The sequence below is a fragment of the Sphingomonas sp. 179-A 2A2 NHS genome, from assembly GCF_045371305.1.
Classification (GTDB): Bacteria; Pseudomonadota; Alphaproteobacteria; order Sphingomonadales; family Sphingomonadaceae; genus Sphingomonas.
The window spans coordinates 168,705-193,629 of record NZ_JBIQDE010000002.1; the positions used below are offsets into that span (position 1 = coordinate 168,705).

Genomic DNA, 24,925 nt, shown 5'->3' on the forward strand with positions numbered 1-24,925 from the left:
ATCGACCCGGGCGGGGGATGCCGCAACCCTCCGCCGCCCGAGACACGGCGAGTCAAGGCAAGGCGTAATGATCCGCCAGGCGATCGAGTGCCATGGTGAGCACCAGCCGGCCCGAGCGCGCCGGCCAGCCGAGCGACTTCTCGGCCACCGGCAACGCCTCACCCGCACATACCACGCGCCACAACACGTCACTGAGGCCGCGCCCGACCGCGGCGACCGCCGCATCGAAGCGGCGCTTGGCGGCAATCTGCGCGCTCGTCGGATCAAGGCCGGTGCCGGCGCCGCCGTCGACCCGCGCCGTCCATCGCATGGTGGTGCGCTGCGGCAAGGCGGCGCGCTCGTAATCGGCGCGCAGCCGCTCGCCCGCCTCGATCTGGCGCGCATCAACCAGCCCGCGCGCGCCGAGCCACGAGAGCGGCGATTCGGCGAGGTTTACCGTGACGCTGCGGGCGCGGCGCGCCGCCACCACCCGCCCATCCGAATCCACGCCCCGTTCCGCCAGCATCTGCATCATGTTCTCCTTGTGTTCCGCATGGAGACATGGCACGGATGCGTGTTTGTAGGACAGCCTGCCGCTTGCCGGGAGGCGTTCGATCGGAATCAATAAGCGGTGGCTGAATGAGAAGCGCCGGTGCGCCGCAGTCGCAGCCACGAGCCGAACGCCCACCAGGCAAGCGCCCACAAGGTGCCGGCGCTCCACCCGGCGATCACGTCGCTCGGCCAATGGACGCCGAGATAGACTCGGCTGAAGCCGATCAGCACGACGAGCGCGATCGTCGCGCTGAACAGATACCAGCGCGCCGCACGGCTGGGCACGATCTGCATCACCATCAGCGCGATGGTGAGGTAGATGATCGCGCTGTTCCCGGCATGACCGCTGGGGAAGCTGGCCGAGGAAACCTCGACGAGGTGATCCACCAGCGCCGGCCGCTCGCGCCCGACCAGCCGCTTGCCGATCGAGATGGCGGCCGAGCCGCTGACCGTGCCGGCAAGGACGAGCGCGGCGGTGAGGAAGTGGCGCGACGCGAGGAGGAAGCCGAGCGTCAGCATGACGACGAGCGTCAGCACCGTCTTGCCGCCAAGCGCGGTGATGTCGATCATCGCCTCGACCAGCCACTTCGGGCCGACCGGCGTCGCGAGGTCGGCAGGGGTGCGCAGCGCGAGCATGATCGCGTGATCGAAATCGAACTGCGCCCCGCGCGCGATGGTGCCGCCGAGCAGCGCAATGATCAGCACGGCCCCCGCAACCGCGGCCAGCGCGATGAAGATATAGGGCGGGTGGGAGATGCCTTCGGGCGCGGTCTGATCAGGCGTGGGCGGCGTTTCGGCAAGATGCGCGAGCGTGGATTCGGGAGGCATGGCGGTTGGTGTAGCAGGGATACGCCATCGCGCAGTCCCCTTGTCAGGCCAAAGTGGTGGCCGGGCTCTGAAAGCCGACGCCGCGGTCGCATGGCTACACCGCTTGAACACTGTACGTAAATTCGTACATTGTTCCGATGCAATCGATCAGCATTTCCGAGGCGCGCGCCAACATGAAGGCGCTGGTGGACCGCGTGGTGGCCGACAAGGCGCCGATCGCGATCACCCGGCAGAAGGGCGAAGGCGCGGTGCTGATCTCCGAAAGCGAATGGGCCTCGATCGAGGAGACGCTCTACCTGCTGCAATCGCCGGCGAACGCGCGTGAGTTGCTGGCGAGCATCGCCGAGCTGGATGCGGGCAAGGGCAGCGAGCGCGACCTGATCGAGCCGTGAGGCTGATGTTTTCCGACCGCGCCTGGAACCAGTATCTGCACTGGCAGGGCGACGATCGGCGGGGGCTGGAACGCGTCAATGCGCTGATCAAGGAATGCCAGCGTGACCCGTTTCGCGGCACCGGCAAGCCCGAGCCGCTCGGCGGCAACCTGACCGGCTGGTGGTCCCGCCGGATCAATCGCGAACATCGGCTGGTGTACCGGGTGAGCGGCAGTGGCGATGCGCAGACGCTGGAGATCGCGCAGTGCCGGTATCATTATTGAGGATGGCGCGGGGCCGCGGCGCGGGCAGCGGCCCTTCTGCACCTCCGATCGGCAGACAGCTGGCGTCTTATTCGACGTAGATGCCGGCGACCTTCCAGGTCCCGCCTTCGCGATTGAGCGCAACCGTTTCGATGGCGCCTTTCCTGTTGGCGAAATCGGTGCGGAACTGGACGGTGCGATTGCCATTGGGCGGCGCGGGCGTGTCGATATCGCTGATCAAGGTGCGGGACACGACCTTGCCGAGCGGCAGGCGCACCTTCTGCGCGGCGGATTGCCAGTTTTCGAGTGTGTTGGCGGTGCGGAAGGACTGGGCGGTGGCGGCATAACTGTCCCGCCAGTTGGCAGCGTCACCAAGCTCCAGCCATTCCCGTGCGGCCTTCGCGCCCTCGCTTTCGGTCAGGGGCACGGTGGCGGCTGACGGGGATTGTTCGGCGGGCTGGGTGATGGGACTGGTCAAGGCCAGCAGGGCAGCGGCGATGGTGATCATGGCAACTCCTCCGATCGCCCAGCCAGTCGCTCGCGACGATCGCGGCGTTGGTGGGGATAGAGGCTCATGGTGTTGATCGTGGCCGGGCTGCGCACCCCGTAATCCGGTGTCCCCGAGGATTTCGGGGGTCGTGCCTTCCGCCTCGCGGAGCAGCCGTGCGGCTTCCTTGCTGCTGGAGACGGCGAGCTTTCGGCGTGCGTCGCGCAACCGCTCGTTGATCGTATGGACCGACAGATCGAAGTGCCGCGCCATCGACTTGGCGTCGTGCCCGACAAGGAGCAGGCGAAGCGTCTCCTTCTCCTTTTCTGTCAGCGCCTCAACTCCGGGAGCCATCAAACCTCACGCTGTCCCACCTGATCCTGACACTGAGGCTAGCGGAGCGACCGGCAAGCGTGACCCCCAAAACGATTGTACCCGCGGCTGGTGGGCCGCGGGTACGGGAGAAACAATCGCGCGTGCGGTGTCAGTCGTGTTCGCGGTCACCGGCGCCCATGTAGAGCTCGCGGCCGGTTTCCTCGTAGACGTTGCTCATCTTTGCCATGCCGGCTTCCGCCTCTTCGCTGGCGATGAAGCCTTCGCTGCCCTGGTTCTGCAGCCGGGCAAAGTCGCGCACTTCCTGCGTAATCTTCATCGAGCAGAACTTCGGCCCGCACATCGAGCAGAAATGCGCGGTCTTGGCGCCCTCCGCGGGCAGCGTCTGATCGTGGTACTTTTCCGCCGTGTCGGGATCGAGGCTCAAGTTGAACTGGTCGCGCCAGCGGAATTCGAAGCGGGCGCGCGACAGGGCATCGTCGCGCATCTTGGCCGCGGGGTGCCCCTTGGCCAGATCGGCGGCGTGGGCGGCGAGCTTGTACGTCACCACGCCGACCTTCACGTCGTCACGATCGGGGAGGCCGAGATGCTCCTTGGGCGTGACGTAGCAAAGCATCGCCGTGCCATACCAACCGATCATCGCCGCACCGATGCCGCTGGTGATATGGTCATAGCCGGGCGCGATATCGGTGGTCAGCGGCCCGAGCGTGTAGAAGGGTGCCTCACCGCACGCCTCCAGCTGCTTGTCCATATTCTCCTTGATCTTGTGCATCGGCACGTGGCCGGGCCCCTCGATCATCACCTGAACGTCCTGCGCCCAGGCGCGCTTGGTGAGTTCGCCCAGCGTGTAGAGTTCGGCGAACTGCGCCTCGTCATTGGCGTCGGCGATCGAGCCGGGGCGCAGGCCATCGCCCAGCGAATAGGCGATGTCATAGGCCTTCATGATCTCGGTGATCTCGTCGAACCGCTCGTAGAGGAAGCTCTCCTTGTGGTGCGCGAGGCACCATTTCGCCATGATCGAGCCGCCGCGGCTGACGATGCCGGTGACGCGCTTGGCGGTGAGCGGCACGTAGGGCAGGCGGACGCCGGCGTGGATGGTGAAATAGTCGACGCCCTGTTCGGCCTGCTCGATCAGCGTGTCGCGGAAGATCTCCCACGTCAGGTCCTCGGCGATGCCGCCGACCTTCTCCAGCGCCTGGTAGATCGGCACGGTGCCGATCGGGACGGGCGAGTTGCGGATGATCCATTCGCGCGTGTCGTGGATGTTGCGCCCAGTGCTGAGGTCCATCACCGTGTCGGCGCCCCAGCGGATCGCCCAGACGAGCTTGTCGACCTCGGTCGCGACGTTGCTGGCGACGGCGCTGTTGCCGATGTTGGCGTTGATCTTGACCAGGAAGTTGCGGCCGATCGCCATCGGCTCGGATTCAGGGTGGTTGATGTTGTTGGGGATGATCGCGCGGCCGCGGGCGACCTCGTCACGGACGAACTCGGGCGTGACGTAATCCGGGATGGCGGCGCCGAAGCTTTCGCCGTCGCGGGCGTATTCGCGCAGCATCTCGCGGCCGAGGTTTTCGCGCGTGGCGACATATTCCATCTCGGGCGTGATGATACCGCGGCGGGCGTAGTGCATCTGGCTGACGTTGGCGCCCGGCTTTGCGCGCAGCGGGCGCTTCACGACATTGGGGAAGGGCTGGACCCCGCCGGAACGGTCGGGGCCGAGCTGGCCGTTATCCTCCGGGCGGATTTCGCGCGCATCATAGGCCTCGACGTCGCCGCGGGCCATGATCCACTCGCGGCGCAGCGGCGCGAGGCCGGCGTTGATGTCGATGCGGGCGGTGGGATCGGTGTACGGCCCCGAGGTGTCATAGACGTTGAGCGGCGGCTCACCGCAGCCCGGCTCCAGATCGATCGCGCGCATTGCGACCTTGAGCGGACCGACGTGGATCTTGCGGCTGCCGCGGATCGGGCCGGTGGTGACGCCGATGGCGCCGCGCGCTGCTTCGATGGGGGAATCTGCGTCGGCCATGCTTTTCTCTCCTCAATACGGAGAGAGAACAGGTGCCTTGGGTGGCAGGCCGCTCCTTCCCTCCGCCGGTGTCAACCGGATCAGGTTCAGCGGGTCGCGGGCTCGTGCCCGCCTCTCAACCGCCGACAGCGGTCCCCCGAGGATGCGTCATGTGTACGTGGTTTGCGGGGCGCGGTAAAGCGCCCCGCGGCCGATCAGCTGGCGGCGCTCGTCTTGAGGTTGCCGTTGAGCCCGGCGGGGAAGAAGCCGCCCGAATTCACCGATGCCTTGTTGAGGTAGAGGATGTTCAGCACCTGGGCGGCGGAGCGGCTGTAGGCGATGCCGTTGCCGTCTGCCGGCACGATGTTCGCCGCGCCATCGGCCTGGGTGATGCCCTGATCGATGTCAGTGGTGCCATCGAGGCGATCGCGTTCGTCGCTGATCTTGTTTGCCGCGTCGCGCAGGCCCGTCGCCGGATCGCTGCCGCGGGTGTAGAGGAGCGTGCGGATCAGGCCGGCGTGGTAGCCCTCCGCGCCGAGGATGCCGGCCGCGGCCGACGCGATCGTGGGGCTGACGATCAGCGGCACGCCGCCCTTGTACGCCGAGACAGCGACGTCGGCGAACACATACGCGCCGAGCAGGAAGCTGTTGTCGTTGGCGTAGGGGTTGAAGACCGCGCCCGCGCCGATCACCCCGGCATTGCGCATGAGCGTGGTGAAGGGGCCGTCGGCCGCGCCCGAGATGTTGATCGCCGGCTGCGCGACCGCGACGGCGGCGAGCTGCGCGCGCAGATACGCGACATGGGCACGTTCGTCAGCGGCGAGCTCCCGCGCACAGGCGGCGACCAGCGGATCGGCGAAGGGCACCAGCGCGCCGCCGGTCACGGCGCCGAGCGTGCCGGTGCCGCTGAGCAACGTATCGGGCAGGCCGACGCCGGTGGCGGCGAAAGAGTAATATTGCGCCTGGAGATATTCGAACTGCAGCAGGAAATTGAGGAGATCGCCGTCCGGGTTGGTGGTCGACGTGCCGGTGGGCGTTGGCGTCGGGCTGGGCGTCGGCGAGGGCGTGTCGTCATCGTCGTTGCCGCCGCAGGCCGACAGCAGCGCAAGGCCACCGGCTGCCACGGAGGCGCCACCGGCGAGCTGGAGGAAGCGGCGGCGTTCGGCGCGGCGCCGTTCGGTGGCGTCGAGGATGGCGTCGAGGTTCTTCTGGTCGATCATGAGGGCTGTCCCTGAAATCCGGATGAGGTGGAGCGAGGCGCGGGCGCGCCGTCAGCTCGCGGCAGACGTCTTGATCGTGCCGTTGACGCCGGCGGGGAAGAAGCCGCCGGCGGACACCGCGGCCCGGTTCAGATAGACGATGTTCAGCACCTGGCCGGGCGAGCGGCCGAAGGCGATGCCGTCGCCATCGAGGGGCGCGATATTGGCGACCTGCTGGCCGTTGACGGTGGTTGGGGCGACGCCCTGATCGAGATCGCTGCCGCCATCGAACGAGTCGCGCACGTTCGACAGCGCCTCGGTCGCGTTGATCAGCGACGGCGTGGTGAGGCCCTTGCGGTACAAGGTCGTGCGGATCATCGCACCGTGGTACGCCTCGACGGCAAGGATCCCGCCGACCGCTTCCTGGAAGGTCTTGTTGGCGAGAAGGCCCGTCGCGCCGCGATAGGCGGTGACGCCCAGATCCTCGAACAGGAAAGCTGCGAGGAGGAAATTGTCCTCGCTGGCATAGGGATCAAACGTCTGCCCGGTGCTGATCAGCCCCGCGGTGCGCGCGATGGTGCTGAACGGGCTGAGCGGCGTTGCGCTGAGATCGATCTGCGGCTGGGCGATCGCGACGGAGGGAAGCTGGGTGCGCAGAAAGCGCACGTGCGCCAGTTCGTTCGCGGCGATTTCCCGCGCGAACGAGGCGACCGCCGGATCAGTGAAGCTGACCTGGCGACCGCCAGTGGCGGCGCCCGCCGTTCCGGTGCCGCTGGTGTCAGCGCTGGCGAGCGGGGAGCCCGTGGTAGCGAAGGAATAGAAGTTCGCCTCGAGATATTCGAGGTTCAGCGCGAAGTTCAGCACGTCGACGTCGGTAATCGTCGTCTGCGCTGCGGCGGGGGTGGAAAGGGCGACGGCGCCCGCCCCGACCGCGGCAGCGCCAAGCGCGGCGGCGAAGAAGGCTCGACGATCCTCCCGCACGCGGGCCCGCGATTCCAGCGTCTCAAGCAATTGATCCGATTGCGACATCGCAGCATCCTTCCCTGAACTCGCGCCGACCGGCGCTGCACCGGACGGGCCTAGATCGTTTCGCTGTCCGTTTCCTGAACAAAATGACAGGCACGACGCAAGACGGAGCTACGAACGACAATCCGCAACGATCCGCCAGGGATTTTTTCGAAAGGCGGCGGGCGGGAGCGATCAGTTGCGCTGCGCGACCAGCCCGCGCGCAATCACCTGCGCCTGGATTTCCGCCGCGCCCTCGAAGATGTTGAGGATGCGCGCGTCGCACAGGATGCGGCTGATCTCGAATTCCAGCGCATAGCCGTTGCCGCCGTGGATCTGGAGCGCGGCATCGGCATTGCTCCACGCGGCGCGGGCAGCGAGCAGCTTTGCCATGCCGGCCTCGATATCGCAGCGCTTGCCCGAATCCTTGGCGCGCGCGGCGGCGTAGGTGAGTTCGCGCGCGGCGATGAGATCGACGAGGCTCATCGCGAGCTTGTCGGCGACGCGCGGGAAGTGGATGATCGCGCGGCCAAACTGCTGGCGATCGAGCGCGTAGGACAGGCCGAGTTCGAGCGCGCGGCGGGCGACGCCGACGGCGCGGGCGGCGGTCTGGATGCGCGCGCCTTCGAAAGTGCGCATCAGCTGCTTGAAGCCCTGACCCTCCTCGCCGCCGAGCAGCGCGTCGGCGGGGGCGACCATGCCGTCGAAGGAGAGCGCATATTCGCGCATCCCGCGATAGCCGAGCACCTCGATCTCGCTGCCCGACATGCCGGGTGCAGGGAAGGGATCGCCCTGCGTCCCGCGCGGTTTGGGGACGAGCAGCATCGACAGGCCGGCATAGCCCTTCGCATCCGGCAGCGTGCGGGCGAGCAGGGTCATGAGGTCGGAGCGGCTGGCGTGGGTGATCCACGTCTTCGTGCCGTCGATCCGCCACGTATCGCCATCGCGGCGGGCGCGGGTCTGCAGCGAGCCGAGGTCGCTGCCGACATCGGGTTCGGTAAAGACGGCGGTGGGCAGCACTTCGCCGCTGGCGATGCGCGGGAGCCACTGGGCCTTTTGCGCGTCGGTGCCCGAGCCGGCGATCAGTTCACCGGCGATTTCCGAGCGGGTGCCGAGCGAGCCGGCGCCGATCCAGCCGCGCGACAATTCCTCGGTGACGATGCACATCACGAGCTTGGAGAGGCCGAGGCCGCCGTAAGTCTCGGGAATACAGACGCCGAACGTGCCGAGGTCGGCCATCTTGGCGACGGTGGCGTCGGGGATCAGGTCGTTGGCGAGATGCCAGCCGTGGGCGTGGGGCAGGATTTCGGCATCGGTGAAGCGGCGGAACTGGTCGCGGATCGCGTCGAGCTCCGCGTCGTGGAGCGTTTCGCTGGGCCATTCGCCGGCGGCGAGCCGCTCGACCAGCGCGCGGCGATCCGCGGCGGCGTCGTGATCGAGAAGGTCGGCGCAGGCGGTCGCCAGCGTGCGAGCGGCGGCGGTGAGGCCGAGGTCGGCGGGGCGGAACAGTTCATTCTGGCCCATCGGCAGGCCACCCACGAGCTGAGCGATGCTTTCCTGAAAGGCGAGGCGGGCGACGAGGGCGTTGACCTCACCCTCGTTGCGATCGGCCCAGTCGGCCAACGCCTCCAGCGCAGCGACGGTGGTGGCGACCCAGGCGAAGCCGTGCGCTGCCCGTTGTTCCGTATCGATCGGCGCGGCGTCGAGCCGGGCCGCGAGGGCGGCACGGGCGTCGTCGCGATAGCGTTGCGCCGCCGCCAGTGCCCCCCCAAGCAAGCTCATGCGCGCGTCCTCACCGAAAGCCCCAGCATCAGGCGCGCTCGAAGACCGCGGCGATGCCCTGGCCGCCGCCGATGCACATCGTTTCCAGCCCATAGCGGCCGTCGCGGCGGACGAGTTCGCGCGTCAGGTTGGCGAGGATGCGGCCGCCGGTGGCGCCGATCGGGTGGCCGAGCGAAATGCCCGAGCCGTTGACGTTGAGGATCTCGTTACGGCTGTCGTCCTTGCTCCAGCCCCAGCCCTTGAGCACGGCGAGCACCTGCGGCGCGAACGCCTCGTTCAGCTCGACGAGGTCGATATCGTCCCAGCCGAGCCCGTTGCGGGCGAACAGGCGCTCGACCGCCGGGACCGGGCCGATGCCCATGCGCGAGGGATCGCAGCCGGCGGCGGCCCAGCTGTGGAACCAGGCGATCGGCTCCAGGCCCAGTTCCTCCAATTTGTCCTCGGCGACGACGAGGCAGGCGGCCGCGGCGTCATTCTGCTGGCTGGCGTTGCCGGCGGTGACGACGCCGCCCTCGATCGGACGCAGACGCCCAAGCGATTCAAGCGTGGCGTCGGGGCGGTAGCCTTCGTCGTGATCGAAGACGATCGCCTCGCCCTTCTTCTGCGGTACCGAGACGGGGACGAGTTCGTCGGCGAACAGGCCCTTTTCCCAGGCAGCGGTGGCGCGCTGGTGCGAGCGGACGGCGTAAGCGTCAGCCTCCTCGCGGCTGATGTCGTAATCCTTGGCGAGATTCTCGGCGGTCTCGATCATGCCGCTGATGACGCCGAAGCGTTCGACCGGCTGCGACATCAGGCGGCCGCGGGTGAGGCGGTCGTGGATCGTGAGGTTGCCCGAGCGCACGCCCTTGCGGATGTCGGTGGTGTAATGTTCGACGTTGGACATGCTTTCGCAGCCGCCGGCGACGACCACGTCGCTGACGCCGGTCTGCACCATCATCGCGGCGTCGATCACGGCCTGAAGCCCGGAGCCGCAGCGACGGTCGAGCTGATAGCCCGGCACCTCGATCGGCAGGCCGGCGGCCAGCCATGCCCAGTGGCCGATCGCGGGCGCCTCGCCATTGCCGTACCCTTGCGCGAACACGACGTCGTCGACGCGGGCAGGATCGATCTTGGTGCGCTCCATCAGCGCCTTCAGGATCGTCGCGCCAAGCTGGCCCGCGGTGAGCGAGGAGAGGCTGCCGCCGAACTTTCCGACGGCGGTGCGGATTGGGGCGACGATGGCGGCGCGGCGCAGGCCGGTGCTGGGGGTCATGATGGGATCCTAGTCTGAGGCGAACGGGACGGAAGGTTCATTCCGGGTTGCGGGGCGGGGCGGCGATGCCGGCATCGAACAGCCGCGCGATCTCACCCGATGACAGGCCGAGGGTTTCGGCGAGCACCTGTTCGCTGTGCTGGCCGTTGCGCGGCGCGGGAGCGGGTGGGCGGCGTTCCTCGCCCGGCAGCGTGGCGAAGGCACCGACCGCGGGATAGCGCGTGCCGCTGGGATCGTCGGCGGTGCCGAAGATCGGGTTTTCGGTGACGAGGCGGGGATCGCGCACCGCATCGGCCATGGTGCCGTAGGCGGAGTGGACGATGCCGCCGGCGTCGAAGGCGGCGGCTAGATCGGCATGATCGCGCGCGGCGATCGCAGCCTCGAACAGCGGAAACAGCGCATCGCGGTGGGTGAAGCGCAGGCCATCGTCCTTTGCGAAGCTGACGCCGCGTTCCGCCTCGACCCGCCCGATCGCGTCGCCGAGGTTCAGCGCGGCGACGAGGTTCGCCCACTGGCGATGGGTGACGGCGACGATCATCGTCCGCTTTCCATCGCGCGTCGTGAAATCTCGCCCGAACAGGCCGAAGACGGTGTTGCCCAGGCGCGGGCGGTCAGCGCCGGTGTCCATCACCTCGGCGATACCGCCGAGATTGGCGACGGTGCCGATTGCGACGTCCGACAAGGGCACGCGGATCTCGCCACCTTCGCCGGTGGCGTCGCGGCGGCGAAGCGCGGCCATCATCGCGAAGGCAGCATAGGCGCCGGTCAGCAAATCCCAGGCGGGGAGGACGTGGTTTACCGGGTCCGGACCCGGCCCGGTCAGCATCGGATAGCCGACCGCGTTGTTGACGGTATAGTCAAGCGCCGGGCTGCCGTCGGCCCAGCCCATCACGCGCACGGTGATGAGATCGGGGCGGCCCTGCGCCAGCGTCTCATGGGCGAGGAAGCCCTTTACCGGAAAGTTCGTGACGAACTGCCCGGTCGCGCGGACCAGCGCCTGAAGCAGCTCGCGCCCCTCCGGCCGGCCGAGATCGAGCGCGAGGCTCTTCTTCGCCCGGTTGAGGTTCTCCCAATAGAGCGAGTCGCCGTTTTGCGTGACCGGCCAGCGGCGGAAATCGGGGCCGCCGCCGATCTGGTCCACGCGGATAACCTCCGCCCCCATCTGCGCGAGATAGAGCCCGGCGGTGGGCGAGGCGACGAAGGACGACGCCTCGATCACGGTCAGGCCGGGGAGGAGGTTGTACATCTCAATTCACTCCGGCGTTGAACTCGCGCAGCATGTGCTTGGCGATCTGGAGCTGGAGGATCTGGGTGGTGCCTTCGTAGATGCGATAGACGCGCGCATCGCGGAAGAAGCGCTCCGCCTCATATTCGGCGAGATAGCCCGCGCCGCCGTATACCTGGACCACGCGATCGACGATCCGGCCGCATGCCTCGGAGGCGAAGACCTTGGCGGCAGCCGCCTTGCGCAGCACGTTCTCGCCAGCGTCGGCGCGCCGTGCGGCGTCTTCCAGCATCGTCGTCGCGGCGTAGATCTCGATATCACTGTCGGCCAGCATCTGCTGGATCAGCTGGAAATTGGCGATCGGCTCGCCGAACGCCTTGCGCTCGTTGGCGTAGCGGAGCGCCGAATCCAGCGCGCGCTGGGCATAGCCGATCGAGGCGGCGGCGACAGACAGGCGGCCGTTGTCGAGGCTCTTCATCGCGGTGATGAAGCCCTTGCCTTCCTCGCCGCCGAGCAGCGCGTCCGCGGGCAGGTGCACGTCCTCAAGGATGATGTCGGCGATGTGGCTGGCGGCCTGGCCCATCTTCTTGTCGGACTTGCCGACGCTGACGCCTGGCGTGTTCATGGGCACGATGAAGGCGGAGACGTGCGCGTTCTTCGGCAGCGGCTCCTTCGAGGTGCGCGCCATGATCAGCGCCACCTCCGCCTGCGGCGCGTTGGTGATGTAGCGCTTCGTGCCGTTCAGCACCCACCCGCCATCGCTGCTGCGGACCGCCATCGTCTGCATGCCGGCTGAATCGCTGCCGGAGCCTGGCTCGGTCAGGCCGAAGGAGGTGATCGTGCCGGCGGCGAGCTTGGGCAGCCATCCCTGCCGCTGCGCCTCGGTCGCGCCGTTCTTCATAGCCGAGGTGAACATGCCGATCGTGATCGAGATGATCGAGCGGAAGCACGGCATGGCATAGGCCAGTTCGCGGATCGTGCGCGTGTACTGGGAGATGTTCATCCCCGCGCCGCCATATTCCTCCGGGATGGTGATGCCGAACAGGCCCATCTCGCGCAGCTCGTCGATGATCTCGGGCGGGATGCAGTCGCTCTCGATGATGTCGCGTTCGGCCGGGATCAGCCGATCACGCACGTAGCGGCGCAGCTGATCGATGAACTGTTCGAACGTCTCGGCATCCATGCCGGGGTTGAGATTGGACATGGGCAGTGGCCTCAGATCGGATCGTAGGGGAAGACGTGGGCGGAGACTTCGTCGGCGCGGGCGAAGCTCGGGCGGAAGGAGGGGATCAGCTCGTCGGCGATCGACTGCGGCGTCCAGCCTTCCAGCTTCGTCATCGAGCGGATCGGGCGCGGCTTGGAGAAGAGCACGATCTCGTTCTTGCGCACCGCGAAGATCTGGTTGCTGACGTCCTTCGACAGATCGGAGGCGAGGAACGCGACCAGTGGCGCGATCTTGTCGGCGCTCATCGTCTGGAGGCGGGCGACACGCTCCTTGGCTTCGGGAGTTTCGGCCGGGATCGAGGCGGTCATGCGGCTCCACGCGAACGGCGCAATGCAGTTCGAGCGGACGCCGGCGCGCGCCATGTCGAGCGCGATCGACTGCGACAGGCCGATGATGCCGGCCTTGGCGGCGGAGTAATTCGCCTGGCCGATGTTGCCGATGAGGCCGCTGGTCGAGGTGAAGTGGACGAAGCTGCCGGACTGCTGCTCGCGGAAATAGGGCGTGGCGGCCTTGGAGACGTTGAACGCGCCGTTGAGGTGAACGTCGATCACCGCGCGCCAATCCTCATGGCTCATCTTATGCCAGATCGAATCGCGCAGGATGCCGGCGTTGTTCACCACCGCGTCGATGCGGCCGAAATGCTTCACAGCATCCTCGACGATCGTGGCGGCTGCGGCGGGATCGGCGACGCTGGCGAGATTGGCGACGGCCTTGCCGCCGGCGGCGATAATGTCCGACGCAGTCTGTTCGGCGGGGCCCGATTCGCCCCCTTCGCCGCCACCGCCGACGCCCGGATCGTTGATCACGACCGACGCGCCTTCACGGGCGCAGAGCAGGGCGATCTCGCGCCCGATGCCGCGCCCGGCGCCCGTGACCGCGACGACCTTGCCCTCGAGAATACCCGCCATTCCGCTCTCCTTGTTGCGCTTCGCGCTATCGCAGCGGGCGGCCGATTTCAACCGCGCTTCTTTCAGGCCGCCGCATTGTTTTTCAGAATACTGAAAGATAATGAAGGCGTGATGGATGCGCAGGTGAGATCGGTGAGCCACGCCTTTGCGATCCTGCGCCTGCTAGCGGATGGCGAGGCGCGCACCCTTTCAGAGATCGCGCGCGCCTGTTCGCTCAGCCCCTCGTCGTGCCTCGCACTGCTCAGGACGCTGGTGGCGGAGCGGGTGCTGATCGCCGCGGCGAGCAAGCGATATGCGCTGGCTCCGGCGTGGCGCGAGGGCGCGGCGCGCTGGGCCGATCCGCAGGCGCGGATGATCGCACTTGCCCAGCCGCAGCTCGACCGGCTCGCCCGCACGCTGGACGCGCCGGTGGGGCTATGGTGCGTCGTGCCGCGCGAGCGACTGCAGCTGATCGCCCTGGGAGAAAGCGGGGCGGCAACGCGGATCCACATGCAGGTGGGGCAGCGCCAGCCGATCGGCGGCGGCGCGACTGGGCGTGCGCTGGCGGCGGCGCAAGGCGTGGATCCAGCGCGGCTGGAGACGCGCTTCACCGCGGTTCGCTGGGAGCGGCCGCTGGAATTTGCCCTCTACCTGCAGCAGGTGAGCGACGCCGCGCAGGCGGGCTATGCCGTCGATGATCGCTACGGCCATGCCGGCGTGCGATCGATCGCCGTCGCGGTGCCGCGCACGGACCCGGCCTTGTGCCTATCGGTATCCTTCTTCGCCGATGCCGCACGCCACACAGATGCGGCGGTCGGTGCGGCGTTGCAGGAACTGGCGGCGCAACTGGCGCGGGGCTGAGGTGCCGCCGCGCCAGAGTGCCAGGAACTAGACGGAGGTCAGGCGGCCGCGACCTTGCTGGCGGCCTCGACTGCCTCGATCTCCGCTGCCTTCGCTTCGACCAGCTTCACGATATGGTCGATCATGCCCGCGTCCTGCACGTGGTGATCGGTGACGCCCGACAGATACACCATGTGCTTGCCGTTGCCGCCGCCGGTGATGCCGATGTCCGTCTCGCGCGCCTCGCCCGGGCCGTTAACGACGCAGCCGAGCACCGAGAGCGACATGGGCGTGCGGATGTGCTGGAGCCGTTCCTCCAGCGCCTGTACGGTGCGGATCACGTCGAAGCCCTGGCGCGCGCAGCTGGGGCAGCTGACTACGCGGACACCGCGATTGCGGATGCCGAGCGACTTCAGGATCTCGAAGCCGACTCGCACTTCCTCTTCCGGCTCCGCGGAGAGCGAGACGCGGATCGTGTCGCCGATGCCGAACCACAGCAGCGAGCCGATGCCGATCGCGCTCTTCACCGTGCCGCCGACGAAGCCGCCCGCCTCGGTGATGCCGAGGTGCAGCGGGCAATCCACCGCCTCGGCGAGCTGCTGATAGGCCGCGACGGCGAGGAACACGTCGGACGCCTTCACCGCCACCTTGAATTCGTGGAAATCGCGGTCCTGCAGCAGCTTGATGTGATCGAGCGCGCTTTCGACCAAAGCCTCGGGGCAGGGCTCGCCGTATTTTTCGAGCAGGTCCTTCTCGAGGCTCCCGGCGTTGACGCCGATGCGGATCGCGCAGCCGTTCGCCTTGGCGGCGTTGACGACTTCGTTGACGCGATCCGCCGAGCCGATGTTGCCCGGGTTGATGCGCAGGCACGCGGCCCCGGCGTCCGCCGCCTCGAGCGCGCGCTTATAGTGGAAGTGGATATCGGCCACGATCGGCACGCGGGCTGCGCGCACGATCTGCGGCAGCGCCGAGGTCGAATCGGTATCCGGGCAGCTGACGCGGATGATGTCGACGCCCGCATCCTCGCAACGGCGGATCTGATCGATCGTCGCGCGCGCATCGGCGGTCGGCGTGTTGGTCATCGTCTGAACCGTCACCGGCGCGTCGCCACCGACGGGGACATTGCCGACCATGATCTGGCGGCATTGGCGGCGCTGGATATCGCGCCAGGGGCGGAGGGACATGAAAGGCTTCCTAACGGCTTTGGCAGCGATATAGCGCCTTGCACCAATAAACGAAACAAAGGGCAGGATGATGACGTTTTCGCTGTACGACGCCGTGGTGCCGTCGAACCTCCAGATCCTGGGCGCGGTGGATGGGCTGATCGACAAGGCGGAAGCGTTCGCGGCCGAGAAGGGCATGACCCCGGAGGCGCTGATCGATGCGCGGCTGGCGCCGGACATGCTGCCGTTCGGATACCAGATCAAATCGGTGGCGGAGCATTCGATCGGCGGGATCGAAGGCGTGAAGAGCGGCAATTTCTCGCCAAGCCTGGCGGCATGGCCGACCGACTTCGCCGGGCTGCACCAGCGGATGCGGGATGCGATCGAGACGCTGAAGGGCGTGGATCGTGCCGAGTTCGACGCACTGGCTGACCGTGACACGCAATTTTCGATGGGCGAGCTCCGCATGCCGTTCACCGGCGCGCAGTTCCTGCTCTCCTTCTCGCAGCCCAATTTCTACTTCCACGCCACGACCGCATACGGGATCCTGCGGGCGCAGGGCGTGAAGCTGGGCAAGCGAGACTTCCTGGGGGCGCTGCGCATCAAGCGGTGACGCGCGCCGCGACGGCAAGCATCGATTTCAGCAATGTTTTGTCATCATCGGTGGCGCTATAGCGGCCGCCAATGAACGACCCTGTACCCGACACGCGCCACTATGGTCTCGATTGGCTGCGGATTGGTGCGTTCGGGCTGCTGATCGTCTACCATGTGGCGATGGTGTTCGCGCCATGGCCGTGGGTGGTGAAATGGCCCGAGACGTTCCCGTCGCTGATCGTGCCGATGGCGCTGCTGACGCCGTGGCGGATACCGTTGCTGTTTGTCGTATCGGGCTTTGCGACGCGGCGGCTGATCGCCCGCATGCCGAGCATCGGCGCGTTCGCGCAGCAGCGCAGCCTGCGCCTGCTGGTGCCGCTCGCGTTCGCCATGCTGGTGCTGCTGCCGCCGGAGCTTTGGGTGCGGGTGCGGCTGGCCGGCGATCCTGATGGCCTCGCGACCTATTGGCTGGGCGGTTACTGGAGCCCCCTGGCGCATTACGGCCGCAGTTTCCCGCAGTGGGAGCATATGTGGTTCGTGGTGTACCTATGGGCGTACACCATGGTGCTCAGTGCGCTGCTGGCCAGAGTGGATGCCGGGCGAATCCAGGGGTGGTTCGAGCGGCTGACGGTAGGGCGCCGGATGATCTGGGTGCCGATGCTGGCGCTGGCCGGCGCGAAGATCGCGCTGATGTTCGTGGTGCCGGAAACTCAGGGGCTGACGACCGATTGGGCGGGACATGCGGGATACCTGCCGCTGTTCCTTTTCGGCTTCGCGCTGGGCGGCTCGGCGATGCTGTGGCGTGCGATCGGGCGGCACTGGGCGGGCGCGCTCGTCATCGCGGCGGCCTGTTCGCTGCTCGTGATCTTGGTGGAGCTGCATTACCAGGGGGCCGACGTGCCGGGGCATGCGCTGATGGCGGCGGATCGCGCGGCGCGGCTTGCCATGGCCTGGGGCGTGATCGTCGCGCTGCTGCGGCTGGCAGACGTGGTGCTGAACCGGGATAACCCGGTACGCGTGCCGCTCGCGGAAGCGGTATTCCCGGCGTATCTGATCCATCACCCCGTCCTGGTGGTGCTCGCCTGGGCCGCGTCCACATGGGGGCTGAGCGCGGGTGCCGGCTTCGTCTTCCTGTTGAGCGCGACCGCCGCCGCTTGTGCTGCCTGTTACGTCATCGGGCGCGATGTCGCGTGGCTGCGGCCGCTGATCGGTCTTGCGCCGGCGAAACCCCGGCCGGCGCGGCGCCTGGCCTAGCGGTATCCGCCCTTAAGCGAACCTGCTACGAGCCCGGCGATGCAGCGGCATTATGGTCTGGACTGGCTCCGCATCGGGGCGTTCGCGATCCTTATCCTCTACCATATCGGCATGGTCTTCGTGCCCTGGGGCTTTCACGCCAAGCTGGCGACGGAGCAATGGGTGACCATCCCGATGATGCTGTCCAACCCGTGGCGATTGTCGCTGCTGTTCCTGGTGTCTGGCTATGCCAGCCGGGCGCTGTGCGTGCGGCATCCGGGGCCATGGCCGTTCGTACGCAATCGCACCGCGCGGCTGCTGATCCCGCTGATCTTCGGCATGGCAGTGATCGTGCCGCCGCAGCCATGGGTCGAACTGGTGACCCAGCATGGCTGGGCGGGCGGCTTCCTGGCGTTCTGGAGCCACGATTATTTCGTGTTCCGCCGCGTCGACGGCATCGCGCTGCCGACGTGGAACCACCTGTGGTTCGTCGCCTATCTGTGGGTTTACACGTTGGTCTTCACGGCGGTGCTGGCGATCACCCCACGCGGGGTACGAGCAGCGGCGCAGCGGGGGTTCGAGCGGTTGTTCGGCGGCGTCGGCGCGCTGATCCTGCCCATGGCGTGGCTGATGCTGGTCAGCGGCGTGTTGTTCCCGGGTGCGCGCGAGACGCATGAGATGATCGGGGACTGGGTGGCGCATGCGACCTATTTCCCGATGTTCGCGCTGGGATACGCCATGGCCGGCAGCGAGCGGATGATCGCCACCTTCGCGCGCTGGTGGAAGGTGGCGGCATTGGCCGCCCTGCTGGCGTTCCTAACGGTGGCGGCGATCCAGATCGTCTTTGCCGGCTACCGCGTGACGCCGCGGCCGTTTGGCACGATCTTCAGCCTGGCGCGCGGGGTGCAGGGCTGGATGACGATCGCCGCGCTGATTGGCGTCGCGGAGACTTATTGGAACCGCGACCACCGCTGGCGGCCGATGCTGACCGAGGCGGTATTCCCCTTCTACATCATCCACCAGACGATCATCGTCGTCGTCGCTTACTGGCTGATGCCGCTGGGGCTTTCCGGCGGCGCGGAGTTCGCGATCCTGGTCGCGGCGACGGTGGCGGGATGCTGGGCCTTCTACCTTGCCGGACGCGAAGTGATGTGGCTGCGCCCGTTGATCGGCCTGCGGCTGCACCGGGCCAGCGCCGCTGTGCCGCCCCGCCCCGCGATCATCTGACGCGGCGAGGGGCGGGGCGGGCGCGCTGTCACTCGCGGAAGGCGCGTTCCGACAGGCGGGTGATCGGCGTCAGGATGTATTGCATGACGGTGCGCGGATCGCCGAGCAGATTGACCTCCGCCGTCATGCCGGTGCCGATCGGGAGCAGCTTGCCGGTGCGGCGATCGAGCAGCCCTTTCGTGTCGGTCCGCACGAAGACGTTGTAATAGCTCATCTGCGTGCGCTCATCGACGATTGCGTCGGGCGAGATCGATTCCACCTTGCCATCGATCCAGCCGTAGATGGCACTGTCATAGGCAGTGATGTTGATCCGCGCATGCTGCCCGGTGCGCACGCGGGCGATATCCTGCGGCATCACCCGTGCCTCGACCAGCAACGTATCGCGGCTTGGCGACAGCTCGACGATCGGCGCGCCGGGGGCGACGGCGGCCCCGACCGTGGTGACGATCACGCGGTTGATCCGGCCGGCGAGCGGCGCGCGAACGGTCGTCCGCTCGAGCCGGGCGGCGAGCGCCGGGATGGTCGAGGCGCGTGCGGAGAGATCGGCCTGGGCGCGGGCAAGCTCGTCCGCCGCTTGGGCGCGCCAATCCTGCCGTGCCTGGGCGAGGCTAGCCTGTGCCTCCGCGACGCCCGCCTGCGAGCGTGCCAGAGCGGCCGCTGCCTGCGCGGCTTCGCTGGCGGCGACGGCGGCGGCGCTGCTCGACTGGGTGAGCGACAGGCGCGGCTCGATACCCTTTTCGACCAGCGGCTTGATGGTGGCATATTCCACCTCGCGCGCCTCCCGCGCGCTCTGCTTGGCGGCGAGCGAAGATTGCGCTTCCGCCACGGCGCGGCTGGCCTGAACGCCGCGCGCGGCATAGGTGCCGGTGATGCCGGCGAGCTCCTGCATCCGCGCGGCGTGGAGCGCCTTCTCGATCTCGATCTGCTCGGCGACCACGGCGTTGGTGGCCGGCGGATAGACCGGCTCGCGGCCGAGCACCTCGGCCTTCAGGCGGGCGATCTTGGCGAGGAGCGCGCCAGTCTGCGCTTCGCCAGAGCCGAGTTCGCCGCCCATAGCGGTGGGATCGAGACGGACGAGCGGCTGGCCGGCGCGCACGACCTGGCCGGTCCGAACCAATATCTCCTTCACGATGCCGCCTTCGAGGTTGGAGACGACCTGAAGCTGCGAGCTGGCGATCACGCGGCCATTGCCGCGCACGGTGCGATCGAGCGTCGCCCAGGACGCCCAGATGACGAAGATGACGAAGAAGGCGAGGATCGCCCACAGAAGCACGCTGGATGCCTGGCGCGGCTTGATGCGCGCGGCGAACTCCTCAAGCTGACTGGGATGATCGGCCGATGCCAGTTCGACCGGTGCGGCGGCTGCGGCAGTAGCGTGCGGAATAGCTGCTTGGGACATGGCTCAGGCCACCTTGGGTCGGGTAAGCTGCTGCATCACCTGATCGCGCGGACCATCCATGACGATCTTGCCGCGATCCATGACGATGACTCGCTGGACGAGCTGAAGCAGCGGCTGGCGATGCGTGACGAGCACCATCGTTCGGCCCTGCACCTCGCCTTGCAAACGGTCGATCAGCGCCTGTTCGGTTTGCGCGTCCATGCTGGCGGAGGGCTCGTCGAATACCAGCATCGACGGGCGCCCGGCTAGCGCACGGGCAATGGCGATCGACTGCCGCTGACCGCCCGACAGGCCCTCACCGCGATCGGCCAGTTTCAGATCATAGCCGTTGGCGAGCTGCCCCATGAACTGGTGCGTGCCGGAAAGCTCGGCGGCGCGCAGCACCTCCGCATCGTCGACCCCGGAGCGGCCGAGGCTGATGTTCTCGCGCACGGAGCCCGTCATCAGAACGCTGTCCTGCATGGCGACCCCCATCTGAGCGCGGAGCGTAGCAGGATCGATCTGGCGCAGGTCCGTGCCGTCGATCATCACCAGCCCGTCGGCGGGCGGATAGAGGCCGAGGATCAGCCGGGTGATCGTCGACTTGCCCGAACCCACCCGGCCGAGCAGCGCGACGCGCTCGCCCGGCTGGATCGTAAAGGAGATCCCCTGCAGCGCCGGCTCCGACGCGCCGGGATAGCGGAAGGACACGTTGCGGAACTCGATTCGGCCGGCAATCCGCGCGAGCTTGAGCGGCTCGCCCGCTGGCCCCTCGCTCGGTTGCTCCATCATCGCATTGATCTGGCGATAGGCTGTGCGCGTGGCAGAGAGGCGGCCGAGCAGCTGCGAGATGGTGGTGAGCGGCGCAATGGCGCGGCCCGACAGCAACGAGCAGGCGATGAGGCCACCCGAGGTGAGTTCGCGCGCGGCGATGAGGTTCACGCCGACGATTACCACCGCGGCATAGCTGACCGTGCTGGCCGACCCCGCGACCGTAATCGCAATGGCGGAGATGAGCCGCTGGCGCAGCGAGGATTCGGATTGCTGCCGAACGGCGGTGAGCCAGCGGCGCGACAGCATCGGCCCGGCGCCCGATGCCTTCACCGTCTCCAGCCCGCCGATCGTCTCGACCAGCACCGCCTGCTTCGACAGCCCTTCGCGCATCGTCTGCGCGGTGAGCCGCTCAAGTGCCGGGTTGGTGGCCCAGGCGGTGAGAAGGACGAGTGGAATGATGACGAGGAGGACGATCACCAGCTTGCCGCCGATGATCCAGATGACGATCACGGTGAGGAGCAGGAACGGCAGATCGACCAGCGCGGACATGGTGGCCGAGGCGAAGAAATCGCGCAGCGCCTCCAGCTCGCGCATCATGCCGGCGAGCGCGCCGGTGGAGCCCTGTTTGTGATCGAGCCGGATCGCCAGCAGCTTCGCGAAGACCCGTTTGCCCACCTCGTAATCAATGTCCGCCCCGGCTACGTCGACGAAATAGGAACGCAGCATCTTCAGGAGAAAATCGAAGATGATGACGATGCCGAAGCCGATCGACAGCGCGACCAGGCTGGACATGGCGTTGTTCGGGATGACGCGATCGTAGACGACCATCGAGAACAGCGACGTGACGAGGCCGAAGATGTTGATCAGCACTGCGGCGGCGGCGACCTTGAAATAGGTCTGCCGGTTTTCAAGCATCGGCTCGAGCAGCCAGGCGGCAAAGCGCTTCTTCGGTTCGGGAACGAGCGTGAAATCGCTCATGGCTGGCGTCCTTGGACTGGATCGGTGATGCCAAGTGTCGGGAGCAACTGCCCGGTCTTGGAAAGCAGAACGTAGCGGGAGGCGTCGAGCTCGGTGACGGCCTGGAGATAGCCGACGGCCGTCTCGAAATAGCTGTCCTCCGCGCCAATCACGTCGAACAGGGTGCCCGACGCGACGCGGAAGCGCTCGGCGATGGAATCGCGGGAGCGGCGGCTGGCGATATAGGTCGCCTCCAGCGCGGTGCGCTGCTCTTCGAGCGCCTGAACATCGGACCAGGCGATTTCAGCGTCACGCGCGGCCTCGATCGAGACCCGATCGGCGCGTGCCTCGGTTGCGCGGGCGCGGGCCTGCGCCTGTTGCGCACGTTCCTCGACACCGCCCCACAAACGTTGGCGCAACGTGAGGCGGGCGCGCACGTCATAATCGCGCGGCGTTTCGTAGATGCCGTAGCGGCCGGTATCGAGGCCGGCGGAGAGAGTGGGCAGACGATCGGCACGCGCCGCCCTGGCATCGTTGCGTGACGCCTCCGCCAGCGAGCGGGCTGAGCGCACCGCCGGCACGTCCACCGCCTGTGCGACAGCAAGATCCTTGCTGACGGCAGCCTGGCCGACGAACGGCGCGCGGGCCAGCCCGAGCGGGGGCGGCGTGCCGGTGAGCGACTGGAAGCGCGCGGTCGCCTGCGCCTCGATCCGTCGGAAGCGGGCAAGCCGCGCGTCGGCCGAAGCGATATAGCTGTCGACCCGCGCGATATCCGCCTCTGCCGAGACTCCGCGCCGGATCCTCTCCTGCACCATCACGCGCAGCTCACGCTGGCTGGCGGCAAAGGCGGTGGAGAGGGCGACAAGCGAACGATAGGTGAAGACGTCGTACCAGGAGGCGAGCGTCTGCAGCGCGATGCGGTCCTGCGCGCCGAGAATGTCCGTCTCCGCTGCGCGCAGCCGATCGCGGGCGGCGCCGATCCGGGCGTTGGTGCTGCCCCCGTCGAGCAGTAGCTGATCGACATTGAGCAACTGATCGGTGCGGTGGCCGGGGCGCGCCTCCTCGATCACGTTCTCGATGTTGTTGCCGAAGTTGCGCGACAGCACCTTATAGCTGGTGATGGTGAGATCGACCGTCGGGCGACGTGCCGCCTTGGCTTCACCGAGGGCGGCGCCGGCCTCGTCGCGGGTCGCCTCCGCCTCAGTCGCCTCCGGGGCACGGGCGATCGTCTCCGCGACGATCTGCTGCATCAGTGCAGTCGGCGCGGTGGTGCGCAGGAGCGCGATCAGCGGATCATCGGTGGCGCGGATCCGCATCGGATCCCCGCTGTGCGCGGGCAGCAGCGGGGTCGCGCGCGGCGCGTTATTGAAAGATCGAGCGGCAGTCTGTGCGGCGACGGGCACAGCAAGCCCCGCCACCGCGAACCCTGTGGTAGCGGCGCACAACACACCTCTGCACCCAACAACCGGGAACAAAAACACGGCGCCCCCCGCGGACAAGCAAATGCTCTATTCCGCGCCGTGGCAGCCCCCCGCCCGTGTTACGAGAAGATATGCATCCGGGATGGTTACGTTACTGGCCGAACACACCGGTTCTATAGAGAAGGGTAATAGCGACACGCCGATTACGTGGATCGCCGGGATCGGCGGCAATCATCGGTTCACGATCCGCGACACCTTCGATGCGATGGAAGCGGCTTTCCGGAATGCCGCCAAGCGCCAGCCGCCGCCTAGTCGCCTCGGCGCGGCCGGTGGCCAGCATCCAATTGTTCATCGCGCGCGGATCGCCATAGGGAAGGCTGTCCGTATGGCCGCGGATCATGATCGGATTCTGCGTGGCGCGGATCCCTTCGGCCACCATGCCGATCAGCGCTGAGGCATCACTTTCGAGCGTCGTCGTGCCGAGCGCGAACATCGAGTAATTGGCGTCGTCGACCAGATCGATGCGCATGCCGGCGGGCGTCATCGTGAAGCGGATGTGCTTGGCGAGCGCGGCGAGCGATTTTCGCTCCTTCAGCTGCTGTTCGACCTGCTGCTTGAGCTTGGCGAAGTTGCGCTTGTCCTCCGCAGCAACTGACGTCGGACTGCGCAGTGATCCCTTCTTGCCGGTTCCCATGTCAGGCCCGCCGGCACCATCGGCGCGCGAGACGATCGTGGGCATACGTGAATTACCCTCGTATGGGCCGGTCTGTTGCTGTGAGGTCGCCGATTCGCCGCCAAGCAGTCCGGTGCCGCCCACGCCGAGGGAGCGGGTGTTGATGACCGTCGGCGCGAAATAGTCGGCGATGCCCTTGCGCTGTTTCTCCGTAGTGGCGCCGAGCAGCCACATCAGGAGAAAGAACGCCATCATCGCGGTGACGAAATCGGCATAAGCGACCTTCCAGGCGCCGCCGTGATGGCCGCCATGCCCTTCGACATAGACCTTCTTGACGATGATCTTGGGCGGCTGGTTGCTGCCATGGGGTGCGCGCGCGGCCATGGCTTACTTGCCCCGCAGGCCGTCGAACACCTCGGCAAAGCCGGGCTGGTTGGTGTGGGCGATGCCCGAGCGCGCGGCCTCAATCACCAGCGGCTGCGGATGGCCGTGGAGCGAGGCGATGATGATCTGCTTCACCACGTGATAGATCGCCGCATCGGCATCGATCACCTGCTTCAGCCGCGAGGCGAGCGGGCTGACGATGCCATAAGCGAGCAGCACGCCAAGGAACGTGCCGACGAGCGCGGAGCCAATCATGCCGCCGAGCACGGTTGGCGGCTGATCGATCGAGCCCATCGTCTTCACCACGCCCAGCACGGCGGCGACGATGCCGAGCGCGGGGAGCGCATCGGCGAGCGAGGTCAGCGTGGTGTGCGGCCCCTCCACCTCGTGATGGTGGGTCTTGATGGCGTTATCCATCACTTCCTCGACCGCGTGCACGTCGAGCGTGCCGGAGGAGACGACCACCAGGCGCAGCGTGTCGGACACCAGATTGACCAGCGTGTGATCGGCCAGCAGGCGGGGATATTCGGCGAAGATCGCGGAGGATTTGGGATCCTCGACATGCGGCTCCAGCGCGATCGGGCCTTCCATGCGCAGCATCTTCATCAGCTTCGACACGAGGAAGATGACGTCGAGATAATCCTGCTTCTTGTACTTCGGGCCCTTGAACACCTTGGCGAGGCCGCCGCCGACTGCCTTCAGCTCCTTGCCCGAATTGCCGATGATCAGCGCGCCGGCAGCGGCGCCGCCGATGATCAGCATCTCGTGCGGCAGGGCGTGGAGCACCGGGCCCAGCGATCCGCCCGTGAAGGCAAAGCCGCCGAAGACCATGGCGATAAGAACAACAAGGCCGATGGCGGCGAACATCTTTATCCCCGGACGCTACAT

23 protein-coding genes and 1 riboswitch are annotated in these 24,925 nt (G+C 67.3%); of the genes, 6 read left to right on the forward strand and 17 right to left on the reverse strand.

Annotated features, from left to right (window positions below; translation table 11 throughout):
* Positions 1-52: 52 nt before the first annotated feature.
* The gene (locus tag ACH0AE_RS03920) at positions 53-511 is read right to left on the reverse strand and encodes a DUF6456 domain-containing protein (RefSeq protein WP_294444067.1); all 459 of its coding nucleotides are present in this window, start codon (positions 509-511) and stop codon (positions 53-55) included.
* 89 nt (positions 512-600) lie between these two features.
* The gene (locus ACH0AE_RS03925) at positions 601-1,359 is read right to left on the reverse strand and encodes a phosphatase PAP2 family protein (protein WP_294444066.1); all 759 of its coding nucleotides are present in this window, start codon (positions 1,357-1,359) and stop codon (positions 601-603) included.
* A gap of 137 nt (positions 1,360-1,496) precedes the next feature.
* On the opposite strand from ACH0AE_RS03925, the gene ACH0AE_RS03930 reads away from it, so the two are divergent.
* Together ACH0AE_RS03930 and ACH0AE_RS03935 are read left to right on the forward strand one after the other, a co-directional pair.
* Positions 1,497-1,751, forward strand: a complete 255-nt coding sequence (locus tag ACH0AE_RS03930; RefSeq protein ID WP_294444065.1) for a type II toxin-antitoxin system Phd/YefM family antitoxin — start codon at positions 1,497-1,499, stop codon at positions 1,749-1,751.
* The gene (locus ACH0AE_RS03935; protein ID WP_365928594.1) at positions 1,748-2,014 is read left to right on the forward strand and encodes a Txe/YoeB family addiction module toxin; all 267 of its coding nucleotides are present in this window, start codon (positions 1,748-1,750) and stop codon (positions 2,012-2,014) included. The genes ACH0AE_RS03930 and ACH0AE_RS03935 overlap by 4 nt, the downstream gene beginning before the upstream one ends.
* Positions 2,015-2,081: 67 nt before the next feature.
* On the opposite strand, the gene ACH0AE_RS03940 is transcribed toward ACH0AE_RS03935, so the two are convergent.
* The 9 genes from ACH0AE_RS03940 to ACH0AE_RS03980 form a co-directional block, all read right to left on the reverse strand.
* Positions 2,082-2,834: a DUF4019 domain-containing protein gene (locus ACH0AE_RS03940; protein ID WP_294444063.1), complete on the reverse strand. Its 753-nt coding sequence runs from the start codon at positions 2,832-2,834 to the stop codon at positions 2,082-2,084.
* A gap of 130 nt (positions 2,835-2,964) precedes the next feature.
* A complete protein-coding gene (gene thiC, locus ACH0AE_RS03945) occupies positions 2,965-4,839 on the reverse strand; it encodes a phosphomethylpyrimidine synthase ThiC (protein ID WP_406875459.1) in 1,875 nt (624 codons plus the stop codon).
* A 40-nt stretch (positions 4,840-4,879) separates the two neighbouring features.
* Positions 4,880-4,988, reverse strand: a riboswitch (TPP riboswitch).
* Positions 4,989-5,033: 45 nt separating this feature from the next.
* Entirely contained in the window at positions 5,034-6,038 is a 1,005-nt protein-coding gene (locus ACH0AE_RS03950; RefSeq protein ID WP_294444061.1) for a ferritin-like domain-containing protein, read from the reverse strand.
* A gap of 51 nt (positions 6,039-6,089) precedes the next feature.
* The gene (locus ACH0AE_RS03955) at positions 6,090-7,046 is read right to left on the reverse strand and encodes a ferritin-like domain-containing protein (protein WP_294444060.1); all 957 of its coding nucleotides are present in this window, start codon (positions 7,044-7,046) and stop codon (positions 6,090-6,092) included.
* 171 nt (positions 7,047-7,217) lie between these two features.
* Positions 7,218-8,804 carry an acyl-CoA dehydrogenase family protein gene (locus ACH0AE_RS03960; protein ID WP_294444059.1) on the reverse strand — a complete coding sequence of 529 codons (1,587 nt, stop codon included), beginning with the start codon at positions 8,802-8,804 and terminating at the stop codon, positions 7,218-7,220.
* A 28-nt stretch (positions 8,805-8,832) separates the two neighbouring features.
* Positions 8,833-10,056, reverse strand: a complete 1,224-nt coding sequence (locus ACH0AE_RS03965; protein ID WP_294444058.1) for an acetyl-CoA C-acetyltransferase — start codon at positions 10,054-10,056, stop codon at positions 8,833-8,835.
* A gap of 37 nt (positions 10,057-10,093) precedes the next feature.
* Positions 10,094-11,302, reverse strand: a complete 1,209-nt coding sequence (locus tag ACH0AE_RS03970; protein ID WP_294444057.1) for a CoA transferase — start codon at positions 11,300-11,302, stop codon at positions 10,094-10,096.
* Position 11,303: 1 nt separating this feature from the next.
* Positions 11,304-12,485 (reverse strand): acyl-CoA dehydrogenase family protein, encoded by a 1,182-nt coding sequence (locus tag ACH0AE_RS03975; protein WP_294444055.1) that lies wholly within the window; start codon positions 12,483-12,485, stop codon positions 11,304-11,306.
* A gap of 11 nt (positions 12,486-12,496) precedes the next feature.
* Complete coding sequence (locus ACH0AE_RS03980) at positions 12,497-13,414, reverse strand: SDR family NAD(P)-dependent oxidoreductase (protein WP_294444054.1); 918 nt, start codon at positions 13,412-13,414, stop codon at positions 12,497-12,499.
* A 123-nt stretch (positions 13,415-13,537) separates the two neighbouring features.
* On the opposite strand from ACH0AE_RS03980, the gene ACH0AE_RS03985 reads away from it, so the two are divergent.
* A complete protein-coding gene (locus ACH0AE_RS03985; RefSeq protein WP_406875462.1) occupies positions 13,538-14,254 on the forward strand; it encodes an IclR family transcriptional regulator in 717 nt (238 codons plus the stop codon).
* 38 nt (positions 14,255-14,292) lie between these two features.
* Here ACH0AE_RS03985 and ispG read toward each other — a convergent pair whose 3' ends face one another.
* Positions 14,293-15,417, reverse strand: coding sequence for a flavodoxin-dependent (E)-4-hydroxy-3-methylbut-2-enyl-diphosphate synthase (gene ispG / locus ACH0AE_RS03990; protein ID WP_406875463.1), 1,125 nt, complete (start codon positions 15,415-15,417; stop codon positions 14,293-14,295).
* A 70-nt stretch (positions 15,418-15,487) separates the two neighbouring features.
* On the opposite strand from ispG, the gene ACH0AE_RS03995 reads away from it, so the two are divergent.
* The 3 genes from ACH0AE_RS03995 (at position 15,488) to ACH0AE_RS04005 (ending at position 18,450) form a co-directional block, all read left to right on the forward strand.
* The gene (locus tag ACH0AE_RS03995; protein ID WP_294442357.1) at positions 15,488-16,009 is read left to right on the forward strand and encodes a DUF1993 family protein; all 522 of its coding nucleotides are present in this window, start codon (positions 15,488-15,490) and stop codon (positions 16,007-16,009) included.
* 71 nt (positions 16,010-16,080) lie between these two features.
* A complete protein-coding gene (locus tag ACH0AE_RS04000; protein WP_294442356.1) occupies positions 16,081-17,244 on the forward strand; it encodes an acyltransferase family protein in 1,164 nt (387 codons plus the stop codon).
* 39 nt (positions 17,245-17,283) lie between these two features.
* A complete protein-coding gene (locus tag ACH0AE_RS04005) occupies positions 17,284-18,450 on the forward strand; it encodes an acyltransferase (RefSeq protein ID WP_294442355.1) in 1,167 nt (388 codons plus the stop codon).
* A gap of 28 nt (positions 18,451-18,478) precedes the next feature.
* On the opposite strand, the gene ACH0AE_RS04010 is transcribed toward ACH0AE_RS04005, so the two are convergent.
* The 5 genes from ACH0AE_RS04010 to motA all read right to left on the reverse strand — a co-directional run bounded on the left by ACH0AE_RS04010 (position 18,479) and on the right by motA (position 24,904).
* Entirely contained in the window at positions 18,479-19,849 is a 1,371-nt protein-coding gene (locus ACH0AE_RS04010; protein ID WP_294442354.1) for an HlyD family type I secretion periplasmic adaptor subunit, read from the reverse strand.
* Positions 19,850-19,852: 3 nt separating this feature from the next.
* Positions 19,853-21,580: a type I secretion system permease/ATPase gene (locus tag ACH0AE_RS04015; protein ID WP_294442353.1), complete on the reverse strand. Its 1,728-nt coding sequence runs from the start codon at positions 21,578-21,580 to the stop codon at positions 19,853-19,855.
* Positions 21,577-22,875, reverse strand: coding sequence for a TolC family protein (locus ACH0AE_RS04020; RefSeq protein ID WP_294442352.1), 1,299 nt, complete (start codon positions 22,873-22,875; stop codon positions 21,577-21,579). The genes ACH0AE_RS04015 and ACH0AE_RS04020 overlap by 4 nt, the downstream gene beginning before the upstream one ends.
* Before the next feature lie 256 nt (positions 22,876-23,131).
* Positions 23,132-24,037, reverse strand: a complete 906-nt coding sequence (locus ACH0AE_RS04025) for a flagellar motor protein MotB (protein ID WP_294442351.1) — start codon at positions 24,035-24,037, stop codon at positions 23,132-23,134.
* Positions 24,038-24,040: 3 nt separating this feature from the next.
* Positions 24,041-24,904, reverse strand: coding sequence for a flagellar motor stator protein MotA (gene motA, locus ACH0AE_RS04030; RefSeq protein WP_294442350.1), 864 nt, complete (start codon positions 24,902-24,904; stop codon positions 24,041-24,043).
* Positions 24,905-24,925: the final 21 nt, after the last annotated feature.